This is a genomic window from Marinomonas ushuaiensis DSM 15871 (genome assembly GCF_000521805.1).
In the GTDB taxonomy this organism is placed as follows: Bacteria; Pseudomonadota; Gammaproteobacteria; order Pseudomonadales; family Marinomonadaceae; genus Marinomonas; species Marinomonas ushuaiensis.
Window position 1 is genome coordinate 131,528 of record NZ_JAMB01000006.1, and the last position, 17,273, is coordinate 148,800.

Sequence of the window (17,273 nt, forward strand, 5' to 3'; positions counted from 1 at the left end):
CTAAATCGGCATATTCATGATTTTTTCGTATGCGTCGACAAGTTTATTTCGTACTTGTGTCATAGCTTCAAATGACACACTGGATTTTTGCAAGCCAATCATGACCTGAGGCAAATCAACCCCTTCATCACCTCTTTCATAAGACTGAGCTAACTGTGTCGCATCTTTTTGCAATGTATTCACATTATTCACAGCGCTTTTTAACATTTCTGCGAAATCTGCACGCTCAACAGCCTGAATTCCATCGCCTTCACCACCCACTTTGGCTACATTAGACACAGGGGAATTAGGCGCTTGAACTTGCGACCTCATATCCCGCATTTGGGACAACACCTGATTAATGTCTGGTCGACCAGAGATCATGTTACTCACCTACAAAATATATATCGATACAGCTTAGCATAAAGCCAATTAAAACAAGATACAAAAATCAATCTACATCTATACCACTTTCTCGCATTTTTGCGATTTTATAACGCAAGGTTCTAGGACTAATCCCCAGTGTTTCTGCAACTATTTTGCGTTTACCGTTAGCATCGATCAATGCTTGAGCAATAATACGAAACTCGTGCTGCTGAACCCCCTTACCCAAGATAGAAGCAACACTATCTTCTTCAACCTCAGACTCCACCGTTGACGGATTCAAACTCATCATATCAAACGCAATATGATCTTCATTAATCTGCGCATTTGGGCTCAAGATTAAGGCTCGCTGAATAACGTTATCAAGCTCTCGGACATTTCCTGGCCAAGGATGAGATTCTAACTTACTTTGAGCCGAAGGTTTTAATATTGCGGCTGAAATACGCATTTTTGCCGCATGTTTTGCCAATAAATGCTGAGCTATTGGTAATATATCACCTTTTCTCTCACGAATCGGCTGCCAACGCAGTGGGAAAACATTTAGACGGTAATATAAATCCTCTCTAAAACCGCCTTCACGTACATAATCAGCAAGATCACGGTTTGTCGTCGCAATAATCCGAACATCTAGCGGAATAGATTTTTTCCCACCGAGGCGCTCCACTTCCTGCTCTTGCAAAACTCGTAACAATTTGGCCTGCAGCCCCACATCCATTTCAGTAATCTCATCAAGCAATAAAGTTCCGCCGTTGGCTTGTTCGAACTTACCCGCTTGAGATGACACTGCGCCAGTATAAGCCCCTTTTTCATAACCAAAAAGAATCGCTTCCAACATATTTTCTGGAATAGCCGCACAGTTAATAGCAATAAAAGGCGCGTTAGGACGACTAGACTGCTGATGAATATAATGAGCTAGAACCTCTTTACCTGTACCACTTTCACCACAAATCAACACTGTAGAATCAGTGACAGCAACGCGCTTCGCCAACTCTAACAAAGCCAAACTAGAAGGATCTTTCGCAATAGGCTGACTATTAGATGACGGCGTTACTTTGACAGTGTATTTAGCAATGGCACTGAGAAGCTCCTCTTCTTGAAAGGGCTTTAGCAAATAATCGACAGCACCATCACGCATCGCCTCGACAGCATGAGCAATATCGCCATAAGCCGTCATCAACATGATTGGAAGTTCTGGATAAGTATCGATGACATGATGAAGTAAACCATAGCCATCCATTCCAGGAAGGTTTACGTCTGAAACAACCATATCAAACTGACCATGCTTTAACGCTATCACAGCTTCTTCTGCACTATAAACCATTTTACACTGATAACTGGCTAACATCAGCGTATCTTCTAACGCCTCAGCCAACCCCTTATCATCTTCTACAATTAATAATTTCACATCAGACATGTCATACCCTTACAAGAGGAAGTGTTAAACTGGCCGTCGTACCAGCGCCCTCTATACTGTCTATTTCAAACTGCCCATGATGAGCTCTCGCAATAGCCTTAACAACCATAAGGCCCAGTCCGGTTCCATGCTGTTTTGTTGTTACAAACCCCTCTTGCACATGATCCAAATGTTCTTTAGACATGCCAACACCACGATCTCTAAATGTAAAAATCACATTACTACCATGACTACGCCAATCAAATCGAACCACATCACCTTCAGATTGTGCATCAATCGCATTATTTAAAAGGTTTAATAATGCCCCTAATAATGTTTCTTTATTACACTGAATACAATCCATGTCGGAGAAATCCTCTCCCACCATTTCAAAGTTCATATTTTTTTGTTCACAAATTTCTTCGCAATGATTTGTCAGCTCCTCAACAAATTCCGAGGCTGAAATCACTTCATCTAATTTAATTTCACTACGAGAAAAAATAAGCATATCGCGAATTTGCTTTTCAATATTCGCCAGTCTAGCGACTAACTTATTCGCAAAAGTTTGACGCATAACAGGCGCAAGATCTGGCTTTTGTAGATGCCCAGCATAGAGTGTCGCAGAAGACAAAGGCGTTCTGATTTGATGAGCAAGTGCGGCGACCATTTTGCCCATATTTGATAAGCGCTCATGGTGCGTTAATTTCTTTTGCAAATGATACGCCTCAGTCAAATCTACTAAGATCACTAACTGTCCTGGAGCATCACCCAACGATGCCGTTTCTACACGAACACGACGACCAGTCACCATGCTCACATCGTGACCATCATTTTCCTGTGGACGAAAACTTAAAGGAACAATTTCTCCCCATAACTGGCCAATGAGAGATAAATTAAATAAACGCTCTGCAACAGGATTTGCCATTACCACCACGCCCTCATCGTTTAATAACAACACACCTACAGGCATAGACTCAAATAATTGCTGAAACTGCAAAACCAATATCCGATTTTTATCTTGCTCTTGGCGTTTGTCTTGTTCAGATCTATCCAACTGATCATACAATCGGACGACTTCTTGCTGAAGGTCCAAATAAGACTTTGCCAACACATCAGAAGATTCAGTGAACGCTTTGAAAGCAGCTTTTAACTCCGCTATTTCTTCATCTTTAGTCACTAAAACTCCGATTTATCAATATTATATCGACGCATTTTCTCGATCAACGTCGTGCGTTGTATCTGTAAATTCTGCGCTGCTTTTGAAACCACACCTTGAGTAGACACCAAAGCCTGTCGAATAAGAAGCGCTTCTAAATGACGAACATGCAAGTTTAAATTAACACCAGAAGTTTGAGGAAACGTATGTAATTGTTTAATTTCTTTTAGAATCGAAGAAAGTAACTGAGACCGCCAAGGCAAAGGAGCTAACCAAACATTATGACTGCAATTCACAATATCAATAGACTGATTCAATGAGACAACAGGAATCATCTCATCCAGTTCAAAAGATTGAACAGCCTCCCCCAAAACAACAAAATCGGGCAATTGAAATGCAGTCAATGACGTACTATGCTCAACACCTACAAAGGTTAAGATACTGGAAACGCTCGCGTATTCTTCCTCACCCAAACCACACAACCAAGCTTTCACACCGCCACCCCAACCTTTAATAAGTCATTCTCGTCTATGTCATTACTACAATGCGCCTACATCGCTGACTTTCAAGTTTTATCAAAAATCATTATAACGTCAAAAACAGTTTATCAAACTGATTTTGCGAGACTTTTTCATCTTGAGCCCAAGATAAAACACCCAATAATGGAGCTGGCAACATCACCGAAAGACTCGCTAGATTTTCATCATAATGTGACATTCTTTCTGGCCCGGTATTAGCAACCCATCCAGCAAGCTGCAATCCGTCTCTCACTATTGCCTCGGCCGTCAAAACAGCATGATTCAAACAACCTAATTTCATATTAACAACAAGAATGACAGGAAAACCAATCCGTTTTGCTACATCAGACAAGAACTCTCTATCATTTAATGGGACCCGCCAACCACCAGCCCCTTCAATTAAGGCAAACTCATGAGGCTTCAACAAAGCACCTTTAATATAGCCTTCTAAGCGAGAAGCTGTGATCAATTTATTTTCTTTCATAGCAGATATATGTGGCGCCATACGCGTTTCGAATACAACAGGGTTAACCTGCTCATAGGGCAAATTGACACTACCGGCTTGCTGAATAAGCACTCCATCATTATGACGCAAAACACCATCAACCCTTTCTGCCCCTGCCGCAATCGGTTTAAGACCAAATGATTTAATACCTGCTCGTTTAGCGGCTTTCAACAAACCTACCGTGACGAAGGTTTTACCTGCGTCTGTATCTGTACCTGTCACAAAAAAATGTTTTTTCACGCTAATCCTTAGAAGTTTTTTCGCAAAGAAGTCATATAACAAAAGAATTAAGCATACATTTATTGACACCTTAAGGAAGGACTAAGCCAAAGAATATGAAAACACTTAACTGAACACTATATTAGCGTCGAGTATACGGTTGCTACAATGTATTCGAATAGATAAAGCGTTCTATATACAGAACACATTCATCTTGATTTTCAAGAAAAGGTAGGTGCGTACAATTAGGTAATACAACACATTTTTGTAAGGGATTTACATTGACTTGTTGCTCTAAAGCTTGCGCAAAAACCAAGGTATCTTTACCGCCTAGCAAGTGCAAATTAGGCAAATCTAAAATCGACCATTCTCGACGTAAATCAAGAGACTTTAACAGTCTAAGTCCTCCAATAAGAGCCGCATGATTAAGTGTCTTTATGGGTAAAAAGGATTGTAATTGATTGGCAAGAGCGTTCTCATCTTCTGCACCTTTGACCTGTAATGCCACTAAGTGCTTCACTCCCTGCTCAGGCGCACTCTCAACCAAAGCTGAAAAAGCATCAAAATCCGCCACAGACATGCCAAATGAATAATCATCCCTTCTGATAAAACTAGGGGAAGCCGACAAGGTAATCAAACCTCGAACACAACTAGAGCGGCGAGCAGCGACATAAGTAGACACCATTCCACCAAGTGACCAACCAATCCACCATGACTCTTTAGGCGCCACATCAATTAACTGTTCAGTTAATGCATCGATATCGTAGTTAGGTCCGATACGTGAACGACTAATCCACTGTTCATCAAGAGAAATACCAGGCAAATTAGCCAAGACAACATAAAAACGCTGACTTAAACGTTGAGCAAAAGCATGCATCACTTCTTTTGACATCGCCCATCCAGATACCATAAAAATGGCTTGATGAGTTGGATCTCCAAATGCTTCTGTTTCAATACGTGCGCGCATGCAATCCCTCTATTATTTCGACATTAATATCTGTTGGAACGAATCAGATAATAACACTAAATCCTCATTGGAGTGCTCTGCACTCAAATCATTTTTTGAACATTAGCCTCATAAAACAACTTAGACTCTTCTTGATTTACCACTCGCGCTACAATAGATTCAACAACCGCTTCATCAGAGAGCTCTTCCCGCCTTTCAGGGCTAACACCCAAATAAGCAAGCAACGCCATATCCTTGTCTGCTTCTAGATTAGCTGCTGTCAGTAATTTCCCCCCATAGAAAATAGAATTTGCACCCACCATAAAACATAGAGCCGGAGTTTGATAGACAAAAGAGCACTCACCTGAACTTCATTTAGCTTGAATTTTTCTATGGAGAGTTTGAGCATGAAACAGTAAATCCATAAATGGAAAATCGAAAAGCACCTTAACTTCAGCATGAATCAAATTAAAACGAGTCTGCTGATGTTTTCAGTAGAAGTATTTACAGATATATTTATAGGCATATTAGCCTCGGTAAAATAAATGAATGGAGCAATACCAATGGACTGGTTAAAGCTATCAACTATAAGAATAAACTCAATTTACAATGGATTATTTTTAGGTCTGTGCTATATCTGCAATACAAAAAGTAAAACCACCATTTGTAAACACTGCCACGACAACTTTCCAAAAAATGAAAAGCATTGCCTTCACTGCAAACGCTCTACGCATAAAAAAAATATCTTATGCGGTCGCTGCCAAACATCACCACCGCAGTATCAACTTTGCATTGCACCCTATCGATTCGAAGGCATTATAAAAACCCTCATTCATAGCATCAAATTTAATCAAGGAAATCACTATATTCGTCCATTAACATACCTATTGAGCGAACACCTTATTCAAATCTACTCCTCTGATTCTTGGCCTGACCAGCTTATCTACGTTCCGAGTCATCCAAACAGAATCAAAGCACGCGGATTTTGCCAAACAAAAGCCATGAGCGATCACTTATTGAAAAACTTACAACTGAAAATTGGGGATCAATGCCCATTCAAAGCTAACAACAATCCACTCCGCAAACTAAAACACACTCAAGCACAACACTCATTAAGTAGAAAAGAACGACTTAAAAACCAAAAAAATAGCTATGAAATCAATACCCCCATTGCCAAACATGTTGTTTTATTTGATGACGTAATGACAACAGGCAGCACGATAGAAAGTTGCACTAAACTCCTTCTTGAATCTGGTGCAGAACGAGTAGATATCTGGGTAATTGCTCGGACACCAGACAAAATAGACCAATCCTAAAAAGAAACAGTAATTTAACATCTGAGCATGAAAGCTCTTAAACAGCCATAAAAAAGCCATAAAAAAGCCCCGTAAGAAAAACTCACAAGGCCTTTGTGCCTGTAATGACCATGATTAGTTACTGATTTATTGCTTCATTCTCTCCGCAAGGTTCCCTTGCTCGTACGCCTCTTCTTCAATATGCGAAATATTCAAAACAATATTCTCTGCACTTCGAATACTATCAAGGCTCAAAGCGTCCACATCTTCCATTTTGTCATTAAGATCTCTAGCCACTTTAGCCTGCTCTTCTGATGAGACATTAATTTGCGCAGTCATTTGAACCACTTGCTTAATGGCGACCTCAATATCACCCATTTTCCGAGCAACTTGATTAACACTTTCTACGCCTTGCTGTGCAACCAATGTACCTTTATCAATTGTTTCACTTACATCGGAAGTATTCTTTTTCAACTCTTCCGTCATAGCATGAATATTCTGTGTCGCACTTTGAGTTCGTATTGCTAACGCACGAACCTCATCAGCCACAACTGCAAAACCTCTTCCTGCTTCACCTGCACGAGCTGATTCAATCGCAGCATTCAATGCAAGTAAGTTGGTTTGATCAGCAATATCACTAATAGAATGTACAACGGCATTGATGCTATCGCTTTGTTCAGCCAAGATAGCCACAACTTTTTTAGCGTCCGAAATGTCTTTATAGACTTCACGCATGGTCTCACCTGTTTGTTGCGCCAATAACCGACTTTCACGTGTCAAAAGCCCAACAGACTCCGTGGCTTCAACCGCCACATTAACGTGTGACGCTACATGAGTAACACTAGACAACAACTGGGAACTAGAAGCTACAACACTCTGAAAAGTACCACGTTGTTTATTAAAGTTATTTAGATTGGCTGTAACACTTGCCTTAGATTCCGTAGCTCTTTTTTGAAGCTGTCCTGCACCTTCTTTCAAACGGTATCGAAATGTATTTCCAGCTGCTTCTTGATGAATTTGGGCAAACTTAATTGCAGCTTTAGCCCCAACCATTTTGCAATATAAATACTGGCCAATAGGATTTTTGGATTCTGTGGATAAATTATCAACAACGAGACTTAAACTGCGTACTTGGTAAGTCGTTAAAAACACACCCAAGAGAGCAAAGACACAGGACAGCACTTGAAGCGCAACAGTATTTGAAAGCAAACCAATAACAGCCAAAAGCGCAAAACAAGCCACCAATGGCCATGACGCATTCACTAAATGAGAAGAAACCTTAGCAGTAAAAGGCAACAAAGCTTTACCCGCATTAATTCGGTCATAAACAGATTGAGCGTGTTGTATTTCATCTTTTGTGGCTTTTCGCCTAACAGATTCATAGCCAATAACCTTATCACCATCCAATAAAGGACTTACATGAGCACTCACCCAGTAATGATCACCATTTTCACAGCGATTTTTAACAATCCCCATCCAGCTTTTACCTTGCTTAAGGTTTGCCCACATATCCGCAAAAACCGCAGACGGAACATCAGGATGACGAATGACATTGTGCGCCTTGCCAATTAACACTTCACGCTGATAACCAGCCACATCACAAAAAGCATCATTAACAAATGTAATACGTCCTTTTATGTCCGTGCTCGATACGAGAACATCACTTTCTGGAAAATCATTTTCCTTATTTGTCACCGACATTTTACGCATAAATTTTTCCTATTCTTATTCTAAATTGTTCCTTGTCAAATAACTCAAAATCAATCGACCTGACCACTTAACTCTAAATATTTTTTCATAACCAAGAGAGAAATCAACAATTCTCTATCCTCATCAAAAAACTGTTCAACGTAATCATGTGCATTATTAATAATATTCTTTGCCAAATTGGGGTTTTCAATGTAAAAATCCACTTTTTCTAACAAATCAGAAAAATCATCTTTTAACTCGACATAATGCACATCAGGAATCAACCTCCCTTCCATAAACCACGTCTCAAATCTGGGCTTCCTCATAAAACAAAGAGAGTTTGAAGACATAATCCACTTTAAATTAGTAGCAACGTCATTTCCTTCCATAGACAAAATAAACTTATATTTCAGCTGTTCATCTATCGTCAATCGTCCTCGAGTTAAGTGTTTTTCATACGTTTTTTTAGCTGGATTAGAAAGCCCAATATTACACTGAGGTGAATCGAAATACTTACCACACACCTCAAACCTATGATGAGTTACAAAAGATTTCCCTCTCCATACGATCATGTCTTTTTTATCTTCATAATCAAGAGAATCATTAATAAAATTAAAATGCCGTACTTTATTCAACTTTAATAGAACAGAATTTTGATTATCTTCACTAATTGGCCGACTTTTTAGGAAAGAAGGTGTATCCGGAACATGTGTGATATCACCAAATAAATAGTCGAATCTAGCATTCGGGAAAAAACGACAAAATTGTAACATATCAAAGTAATATGCAGACGGATACTCTCTAGGGTTAATATCTTTAATTGAGGCGACTTCTGAACTTAAAGAAAAGCTCGTCTTTACCCGAAAGTAATAATCAACACGCCCCTCTATATATTCTTTTTCATCTTCAAACCTTATAAATAAACGCTTATAAATTATTTTGAAGATAAAATCTGGAAGAAACTTGTTCATTATACCATTTAGATAAAACCGGAACTTTGAACTCTTATGCTTACGAAATCTCATCTATTTACTCATCATCAAAATCTTGATATGCCCCAGGCGCCAAGTCCTCAAACCGAGTATATTTAATTATAAAAATCACCATATACTCCTCCGTAATTTAAAGAAAAACATCACGACAGTTAAAAATCAAATTGAAAATCCACACTAAACCTGCAGTAGGATATGGTTCAAAATTTCCAAAAATTATGACCTTTTCGTTGCTGAAATTTACGAAAAATATTCCATGGTTTTCTTTTAATTCCAGCGTTTTCTTTTAGCAGCATTTCTTTAACAGCCTTCAAAATGCGAAAACTTGACACTCCATCAACATAGGGATGCAATTGCTTAACCGCTTCTACCATAGAACGTTGTAACTCAGTTGAAGGGTTGAGAGCCAAAGAGATCATTTCACCTAATTTCTCAGGGACATCAAAATTAATAAGCTCAGCACCTGGCTTAATATTTCTATAGGTAATTACAGGTTTATTCAATAATAAAAACTCACCTATTACTGAACTCGTATCAGAAAGAAGAATATCTGCAGTTTGCAAAGAAGGGGAAATGCTTTCAAAATTAATTAAAACTACATTTCGATATTTTTTTTCCATGTCTTTGTAAGGCATTAAAAGATCAGAACTCATTTTAGGATGAAATTTAAACAACCAGTTTTCTTTATTTAATTTTACACGATTCTCTATCTCTATTAAAAGATCTACAGAACTTGTTAGTGAAATTGAAAAGGTAGGCGCATAAAGTACACAAGGCAATTGATTCTCAAACAAAGAAGTCAACTTTTCTGTATGAAATAAAGGGTCTAATTTTGGCCAACCAGTTTCAATTACTTCAAAAGATTTATATTTATCAGCCAACTCATTAAATTTTTCGGTTGTAATTGGCCCATGCGTACAGTAAAGATCAAAAAAACCACGAATAATAAAATGACCTTTCTTTTTATGTTCTAATCCATGAAAGATCTGAACTTTTAATCCTGGAATGAAATGTGGAACTACATTACCAGGAACAAAAACAGCATCTGGTTCATATTCTATAACGCTATCAATTGTTTTTAATATTTTCTCATCATCATTAAAATACTCTTTATTAACACTATTGCCATGGGCATACCAAAAGCAGTCATCACCCTCTGATAAAATAGCCTCTTGTAGAGGTCTCAAAATTTCAAAAGAATAATTTTTAGTTATATAAAAAAGGTATTTTTTATTCATCATCTCACCTAGATTAATTTATCACTGTAAATAGAAATTGAGGTTTCAATCTCATTATAATTTTTTTCACTGTCGATAATTACTATTTTTCTGTAAGTTTTTTTGAATGACAATGATCCCAAAATTGCAAACCAAAACGTCTAGCACCTAAGCATTGAAAACAATAAATTTAAATTTATCATCCTCATACTCCTGACATAAAACACTAAAAGGACAACATCTCCAAAAACAATCAAGTTATTCTTAAGGTAGGTATAAAGTTCTTCTAACAAATCTATTTATTTTTTTCGTTAGAGAGTTATTTTTTATTACATTATCAAGAGATAGCGAGTATTTTCCATCATGATTTTTTATAGCATAAAAAATAAGACCTGAATCCTTATTCGTTTTTATTTTCCCATATAAAACTGTAACATTTGAAAGAATCTCTTTTTTTAGAACTTATTACTAGTACCAATAAGAATAGATATTAGTAATATCCATAGAAAAACCATTGAAAATTAGATTAAATATATCATCAAAATGTAAGTATCACTCATCATCAAAATCTTGGTAGGCCCCAGGAGCTAAATCTTCAAACCGAGTGTACTTACCAACAAAAGCTAAACGGCAAGTCCCTATTGGGCCGTTACGCTGCTTACCGATAATAATCTCTGCAATGCCTTTATGCGGTGTATCTTCATGATACACCTCATCACGATAAACAAAGGAAATAACATCCGCATCCTGCTCTATCGCTCCCGATTCACGCAAATCGGAGTTAACCGGACGTTTATTTGGTCGATTCTCCAAACTACGATTAAGCTGAGACAGAGCAACAACAGGACATTCCATTTCTTTGGCAATGGCCTTAAGAGATCGAGAGATCTCAGAAATTTCGTTGGTTCGACCTTCGGTATAACCCGGAATCTGCATTAATTGAAGATAATCAATCATAATCATGGCAACACCACCATCTCCATGCTCACGAGCGATTCGACGAACACGGGAGCGCATTTCTGTCGGACTAATACCCGCTGTGTCATCAATAAATAACTTACGATCTTTTAGCATTTTTACCGCTGACATTAACTTATCCCAGTCTTCTTGCACCAACTGACCTGAACGCATTCGAGTCTGGTCGATACGACCAAGAGAAGACAGCATCCGCATCATTAGTTGCTCTGAAGGCATCTCTAAACTAAATACAATCACTGGCTTATCACTGATCATGGTGGCATTTTCAACCAAGTTCATGGCAAACGTCGTTTTACCCATCGAAGGACGGCCTGCCACGATAATCAAATCCGATTTTTGCATACCTGCAGTCATAGCATCAAGATCTGTAAAGCCTGTACTCAAACCAGTAATAGAGCCTTCTTGATGATAAAGTTCATCAATTTTATCGACAGTCGCACTAAGAATATCGGAAACAATTCTAGGGCCGCCTTTCTTTTCACCACCTTCAGCAATCTGAAAGATCTTACGCTCAGCCTCATCCAACACTTCTGCTGCCGTCATACCTTCAGGGTGAAACGCCCGAGACGAAATATCATTAGTAGTAGTAATTAATCGACGAAGAATCGAACGCTCTCGTACGATGTCAGCATACGAACCTATATTAGAGGCACTTGGCGTCGCTTCTGCAACTTCAATCAAATACGCCATGCCACCAATTGATTCTAAGTCACCGCGCTTATCTAAACGCTCACCAATAGTAACCACATCAATAGGTTCAGATTCATCTGCCAAACGGGCAATAACAGCAAAAATCAGCTGATGCTCTGGGCGGTAAAAATCATCAGCAATAACAAGCTCAGAAACCTTTTCCCAGGCTTCTGGGTCAAGCATCAATCCACCAACAACGGAACGCTCAGCCTCAATAGAATAAGGAGGCAATTTAATAGAAGCGACTTCAGAATCATTTAGTTGCACACAGAGTACCCATACAAAAACGGAAAAAACACAGAGTGATCAGCTTATCATGATCATAAAAAAAGGGCATCTTGCAATAAGCAAGACCCCCTTTTTGAGAGAATAATTTGTAAAACAAATTACTCTGCGATTACAGCCAAAGTAACAGTTACTAGAACTTCAGAGTGAAGTTGTAGATCTACTTCGAAAGAACCAGTGTGACGAATTGCGCCTTCAGGAAGACGAACTTCAGCTTTTTCAACTGCAACTTCAGCAGAAATAGCATCAGCGATATCACGAGTACCGATAGAACCAAAAAGTTTACCTTCATCGCCCGCATTTGCAGCGATAGTGAAAGTTTTACCTTCTAGTGTCGCAGCACGAGCTTCAGCAACGGCTTTACGTTCAGCAGCTTTTGCTTCAAGTTCTACACGGCGCTCTTCAAAGCTAGCCAAGTTAGCTTTTGTAGCCATTACAGCTTTTTTGTTCGGAATCAAAAAGTTACGAGCATAACCTGGTTTAACAACTGCAACGTCGCCAATACCGCCTAGCTTGTTTACTTTGTCGAGTAGAATAACTTCCATCTCGATCACCTCTAATTAATCATTAGCCATTACTTGAGTTGGACGGCTTATCTTGGATCCTAGAACGGATATTCACAAAACTATCAATCACGCAAAGCATGACCAAGATATTTACAAAATATACATTTAGGATAAAAAACCCCACAAGATAAAATGCAACCAGTCCAACAACCCCAATTTCTTTTTTTGCTAAAACACCATGTACTAGCGCGAGCGCTGGCAATACCAATGCCGGTATAGCGGCTTGAGAGAAGACAGTAAAGGATCCGCCTAAGCTTTCTCCTATCAGTATCATTCCACCCAAAACCAAACTGAATGACACAGGTAATCTTAACTGATGAAATTCTGTACGCAATCCACCTGGATTGTAGAGCCCTGCCTGCCACTTTCTTGCCAAAAACAAGGAAATAACAGCAATTACCGATTGGAAGATGGATATAGCCACCACCGCCTGGTTGAAAATTAAATCTCTATCAGGAACATCAACACCTTCTTCTGAAGACAATACTTTTTGAACCAAACCAACAGCCAGATTCAAAACGTCCTCCATTAAAAGAGGTTGAATCAGAGTACTAATAACAGCAATAAAACTACCTGTTAATAACACCCAACTCCATGATGACATCGATCTAAGCAAATAGCTCAACAACATCACATTCACTAACACCATTAATGCCGTTGCATCGCCTTGAAGTACCCACAGCACAAGTGCTGGCAGACAACCCCAAGCTAATACAGGTATTCCTTCTCTTACACCTTTACGAAGCACTACCAACCCTAAGATTGCAGCAGCTAGCCAAAACATCATAGGAATAAGACCAAACACCATCACACCAATAATGGCATTCAAGCGTTTTTTCATAACCCATTTAGCTAAACCACTCATAACGCGCTTCTCAACCTATTAATTAAAATGGCTGTCAGTGTAAGGAAGTAAAGCTATATAACGAGCGCGTTTGATAGCAGTCGCTAGTTGACGCTGGTAACGTGCCTTTGTGCCAGTAATACGGCTAGGTACGATTTTACCAGTTTCAGTAACATAACCTTTTAGTGTTTCTAGATCTTTATAATCGATCTGCTTAACGCCTTCTGCTGTAAAACGGCAGAATTTACGACGACGAAAAAAACGAGCCATGAGTGTCTCCTAATAAAAAATATTGATTAATCTTCAGATTCTTCAGCTACTTCGTCAGTGCTTTCGTTGCTGCGCTCTTCACGTTGAGGAGCTGGGCGACGATCTTCACGACCTTCAGAAGCTTTAATAGGAGATACGTCAGTTACCGCTTCTTTACAACGAATCACCAAGTTACGGATGATTGCATCGTTGTAGCGGAAAGTGTCGTTCAGTTCAGACAAAACACTATCAGAACACTCAACGTTCATAAGAACGTAATGTGCTTTGTGAATTTTGTTTATTGGGTAAGCCAATTGACGACGGCCCCAATCTTCTAGACGGTGAACTTGACCACCATCTTCAGTGATTAAGTTAGTGTAACGCTCAACCATTGCTGGTACTTGTTCACTTTGATCTGGGTGAACCAGAAAAACGATTTCATAATGACGCATTTAAGCTCTCCTTATGGGTTTTAGTCTCCACGCTCCCCCTGTTACGAAGCCTTGAGACAAGGAGTATAGATTTACAGGGACGCGCATTATATAGCACTACTGGACAGTAAGTAAACGAAATCAGTCAAGATAGAGTCAAAGCAAAGAATTAAGTTTTAAACTTATTAAATTACTAAAAAGCTGTATTCGCATATAGATTCAAATAACGTTCCTAGTGAGCCATGAAACACTTACAGATTAAGTAAAAGCGCTATAGAATATTTATTATCTATTTTATAAAAGCACACCTTCTTATGTTGAAGAAAATCATTTTGATCTATTTGTTGCTTACTCCATTTTTCGCTTTTTCCGAGAGCAGTATTGGCGTGATCGGAACATATTCACAAAGTCTATATAAAGACACAAATAATAAGCCTAAACTCTTACCAGGACTCTCCTATAAGAGCGAACGATTGTATTTAAACTTCCCTGAAATAGGTTATCACTTAATTCCTAAGAGTCGATTCCAAAGCCTATCTGCAGGTTTAAGATATACACCCTCTATGTTTGACCCAGATGACTCAGATAACAGCAATATACAGTTATTAAATGACCGTGATGACAGTGCCATGGCTTTTGCCTCTTATCGCTTCGGCCCCATTACTGCAAAGCTAGCTCAAGATATTAGTGGTGTACATAATGGCTATTTAGGCCAACTGTCATTAGGTTTTCCTATCCCCATCGCAACATGGCGTGTCATCCCATCAATACGTTATCAATATATCAGCGGACAGATGAGCAACTACATGTTTGGCGTTTCACAAAGTGAATCCACTAAAACAGGTGGCACCATTTCTTCCTATGATGCACCAGCCACATCAAGAACATCCTATGGTTTTGTCGCATTTCACTCCATTAGCAAAAACATAAGCACTATGGTTTCAATTAGGCAAACTCAATATGATTCAAGCATCAAACAAAGCCCTATTGTCGATAATGACACAGTGAATTCCGCTTTAATTGGTATCTTCTACAAATTTTAACCTTATCCAATATGGATTTACTCTAATCAAAGGATTAGCCATACAACGATGAAAACACTTACTAATAACACTCAAGCCATATTGTTTGGACTCGGCGCTGTTTTACTTTGGTCAACCGTTGCAACAGCATTTTCAATATCACTTAAATACTTATCTCCCACTCAACTACTGCTTGTGGCTAACATAGTGTCATTGATTTTCTTAGTCTCTTTGATCGTATTTAAAGGACACCTCAAAGAATTAATCACATTCGCTAAACAATCTTGGAAATCGTCTTTCTTTTTTGGTGCCATTAACCCTTTCATATATTATTTAGTTTTGCTCCAAGCCTATAACATGCTGCCCGCCCAAGAAGCTCAGGCCATTAACTACACTTGGGCGATTATGCTCAGTTTCATGGCCGTTCCTATCCTTAAACAACGATTGAAAACGGCGGATTATATTGCGGCGGGGATGTGTTATTTTGGCGTCCTCTATATATCTACCCGCGGACAAATAACCTCTTTAGAGTTTTCGAACGCCACAGGCGTTGCTTTTGCTCTTTTGAGCACCGTGATATGGGCAATTTACTGGCTACTGAACACCAAAGACAAGCGTCCGAGCCTTATCGGATTAACCCTTAATTTTGCCTGCGCACTGCCATTAATCACTCTCTATGCAGGCATTACAGGCGAACTTAATCAATGGAATAAAGAAGGTTTATGGAGTGCTGTTTATATTGGTTTGTTTGAAATGGGATTAAGTTTCGTTTTATGGAACCAAGCTCTTAAACTAACCAGCAACACGAGCCAAGTTGCCAATCTGATTTTTTTATCGCCATTACTGTCGATCGTTTGGCTGTCGCAATTTGCTGGCGAACCTATTTTACAATCGACTTTAGTTGGGTTAGCGTTCATTCTCATCGGTCTATTTGTACAAAACTGGGCTAAAAAAATAAAATAAAAGGACAATCAATGCCAGCGTTTATGTATCTACTGCTTCCTGTTGCTTTCTGGTCAGGAAATTATATTTTAGGACGATTAATCGTTTCCAATGGGATAGACCCTTATACGATCTCCTTTCTTCGTTGGAGTTTAGCCTGTCTAATAATGCTCCCTTTTGCATACAAAAAACTGTGGTTAGAACGCAAGATCATCGCAAAAAACTGGCCGCTACTCACCCTATTTGGTTGGCTTGGCATATGTAACTACAACTTATTTCTCTACATAGGCCTAACATCAACAACCGTCACCAACGCCGTATTACTTAACTCAATTATGCCTGTGATGATTCTGATTGCCTCACGACTACTATTAGGCAATAAAACTTCTTGGTTACAAAATATGGGAATCTTCATTTCCACAGTCGGCGCCATTACTATTGTTAGCCGCGGAAGCCTAGACACCTTTTTACACCTTACTATTTCACAGGGTGATTTATGGATCATTACCGCCGCCGTTAGCTGGGCTATTTATTCTGTGATGATTGTAAGAAGACCAAAAGAAATGTCTTTGATTGGTTTTTTCACCAGCACAGCCATCATAGGCACACTATTTCAAATGCCACTATTCTTTATATTCGGCGAAACGCAATTAACGGATTTAACAACTGGAAACCTTGGAACCATTCTATACATGGCATTATTTGCTTCAATTGGTGCTTTTTTATGCTGGAATACAGGCATTCAAAAACTAGGCGCCGCCACAGCAGGTCAGTTTATTCACCTTTTACCTGTTTTTAGCATTGCTCTATCTGTTATCTTTTTAGGTGAAAGTCTATTTCGTTTCCATTACATGGGCATTTTACTTATTTTCTCAGGAATTTTTGTCGCTACCATGCTACATAACAAACGAGAGTCACATAATAAGAAAAAGCCCTCCGTCACCATAAGATAAGCGTCAAGAGACACAATTAG

The 17,273-nt window shown here is 38.9% G+C and carries 19 protein-coding genes; 4 read left to right on the forward strand and 15 right to left on the reverse strand.

The window, feature by feature from the left end; translation table 11 throughout:
• From fliE to MUS1_RS08540, 7 genes are all read right to left on the reverse strand, one after another.
• Window positions 1-363 (reverse strand): flagellar hook-basal body complex protein FliE, encoded by a 363-nt coding sequence (fliE, locus tag MUS1_RS08510; protein ID WP_036161278.1) that lies wholly within the window; start codon window positions 361-363, stop codon window positions 1-3.
• A gap of 67 nt (window positions 364-430) precedes the next feature.
• Entirely contained in the window at window positions 431-1,777 is a 1,347-nt protein-coding gene (locus tag MUS1_RS08515; protein WP_036161281.1) for a sigma-54-dependent transcriptional regulator, read from the reverse strand.
• Window position 1,778: 1 nt separating this feature from the next.
• On the reverse strand, window positions 1,779-2,933 hold the full coding sequence (locus MUS1_RS08520) for a sensor histidine kinase (protein ID WP_036161283.1): 1,155 nt from the start codon (window positions 2,931-2,933) through the stop codon (window positions 1,779-1,781).
• Entirely contained in the window at window positions 2,933-3,406 is a 474-nt protein-coding gene (locus MUS1_RS08525) for a helix-turn-helix domain-containing protein (RefSeq protein ID WP_036161286.1), read from the reverse strand. The genes MUS1_RS08520 and MUS1_RS08525 overlap by 1 nt, the downstream gene beginning before the upstream one ends.
• A gap of 91 nt (window positions 3,407-3,497) precedes the next feature.
• Window positions 3,498-4,175, reverse strand: a complete 678-nt coding sequence (bioD, locus tag MUS1_RS08530; protein ID WP_036161288.1) for a dethiobiotin synthase — start codon at window positions 4,173-4,175, stop codon at window positions 3,498-3,500.
• A gap of 142 nt (window positions 4,176-4,317) precedes the next feature.
• The gene (locus tag MUS1_RS08535) at window positions 4,318-5,121 is read right to left on the reverse strand and encodes an alpha/beta fold hydrolase (protein ID WP_036161290.1); all 804 of its coding nucleotides are present in this window, start codon (window positions 5,119-5,121) and stop codon (window positions 4,318-4,320) included.
• Window positions 5,122-5,204: 83 nt separating this feature from the next.
• Entirely contained in the window at window positions 5,205-5,423 is a 219-nt protein-coding gene (locus tag MUS1_RS08540) for a hypothetical protein (protein WP_036161292.1), read from the reverse strand.
• Window positions 5,424-5,663: 240 nt separating this feature from the next.
• Here MUS1_RS08540 and MUS1_RS08545 point away from each other — a divergent pair, with 240 nt between their 5' ends.
• Complete coding sequence (locus MUS1_RS08545; protein WP_036161295.1) at window positions 5,664-6,416, forward strand: ComF family protein; 753 nt, start codon at window positions 5,664-5,666, stop codon at window positions 6,414-6,416.
• Between the two features lie 126 nt (window positions 6,417-6,542).
• Here the strand turns inward: MUS1_RS08545 and MUS1_RS08550 are convergent, their stop codons facing one another.
• The 8 genes from MUS1_RS08550 to rpsF form a co-directional block, all read right to left on the reverse strand.
• Window positions 6,543-8,105: a methyl-accepting chemotaxis protein gene (locus MUS1_RS08550; RefSeq protein ID WP_036161296.1), complete on the reverse strand. Its 1,563-nt coding sequence runs from the start codon at window positions 8,103-8,105 to the stop codon at window positions 6,543-6,545.
• 50 nt (window positions 8,106-8,155) lie between these two features.
• On the reverse strand, window positions 8,156-9,055 hold the full coding sequence (locus tag MUS1_RS08555; RefSeq protein WP_211236447.1) for a glycosyl transferase family 90: 900 nt from the start codon (window positions 9,053-9,055) through the stop codon (window positions 8,156-8,158).
• Window positions 9,056-9,276: 221 nt separating this feature from the next.
• Window positions 9,277-10,317 carry a CDP-glycerol glycerophosphotransferase family protein gene (locus tag MUS1_RS08560; protein WP_051436183.1) on the reverse strand — a complete coding sequence of 347 codons (1,041 nt, stop codon included), beginning with the start codon at window positions 10,315-10,317 and terminating at the stop codon, window positions 9,277-9,279.
• Window positions 10,318-10,845: 528 nt separating this feature from the next.
• Window positions 10,846-12,228, reverse strand: a complete 1,383-nt coding sequence (gene dnaB / locus MUS1_RS08565) for a replicative DNA helicase (RefSeq protein ID WP_036161302.1) — start codon at window positions 12,226-12,228, stop codon at window positions 10,846-10,848.
• Between the two features lie 119 nt (window positions 12,229-12,347).
• Window positions 12,348-12,791 carry a 50S ribosomal protein L9 gene (rplI, locus tag MUS1_RS08570; protein ID WP_036161303.1) on the reverse strand — a complete coding sequence of 148 codons (444 nt, stop codon included), beginning with the start codon at window positions 12,789-12,791 and terminating at the stop codon, window positions 12,348-12,350.
• 22 nt (window positions 12,792-12,813) lie between these two features.
• Window positions 12,814-13,677, reverse strand: a complete 864-nt coding sequence (locus MUS1_RS08575; RefSeq protein WP_036161305.1) for a hypothetical protein — start codon at window positions 13,675-13,677, stop codon at window positions 12,814-12,816.
• Window positions 13,678-13,695: 18 nt separating this feature from the next.
• On the reverse strand, window positions 13,696-13,926 hold the full coding sequence (rpsR, locus tag MUS1_RS08580; protein ID WP_036161308.1) for a 30S ribosomal protein S18: 231 nt from the start codon (window positions 13,924-13,926) through the stop codon (window positions 13,696-13,698).
• 26 nt (window positions 13,927-13,952) lie between these two features.
• The gene (gene rpsF / locus MUS1_RS08585) at window positions 13,953-14,357 is read right to left on the reverse strand and encodes a 30S ribosomal protein S6 (RefSeq protein WP_036161310.1); all 405 of its coding nucleotides are present in this window, start codon (window positions 14,355-14,357) and stop codon (window positions 13,953-13,955) included.
• Between the two features lie 293 nt (window positions 14,358-14,650).
• On the opposite strand from rpsF, the gene MUS1_RS08590 reads away from it, so the two are divergent.
• Genes MUS1_RS08590 through MUS1_RS08600 form a run of 3 tightly spaced genes read left to right on the forward strand, consistent with a single transcriptional unit; the run spans window position 14,651 to window position 17,253 of the window.
• The gene (locus MUS1_RS08590) at window positions 14,651-15,379 is read left to right on the forward strand and encodes a MipA/OmpV family protein (protein ID WP_036161313.1); all 729 of its coding nucleotides are present in this window, start codon (window positions 14,651-14,653) and stop codon (window positions 15,377-15,379) included.
• A gap of 48 nt (window positions 15,380-15,427) precedes the next feature.
• On the forward strand, window positions 15,428-16,321 hold the full coding sequence (locus MUS1_RS08595) for a DMT family transporter (RefSeq protein ID WP_036161315.1): 894 nt from the start codon (window positions 15,428-15,430) through the stop codon (window positions 16,319-16,321).
• Between the two features lie 11 nt (window positions 16,322-16,332).
• Entirely contained in the window at window positions 16,333-17,253 is a 921-nt protein-coding gene (locus MUS1_RS08600; RefSeq protein WP_036161317.1) for a DMT family transporter, read from the forward strand.
• The last annotated feature ends 20 nt before the right edge of the window (window positions 17,254-17,273 follow it).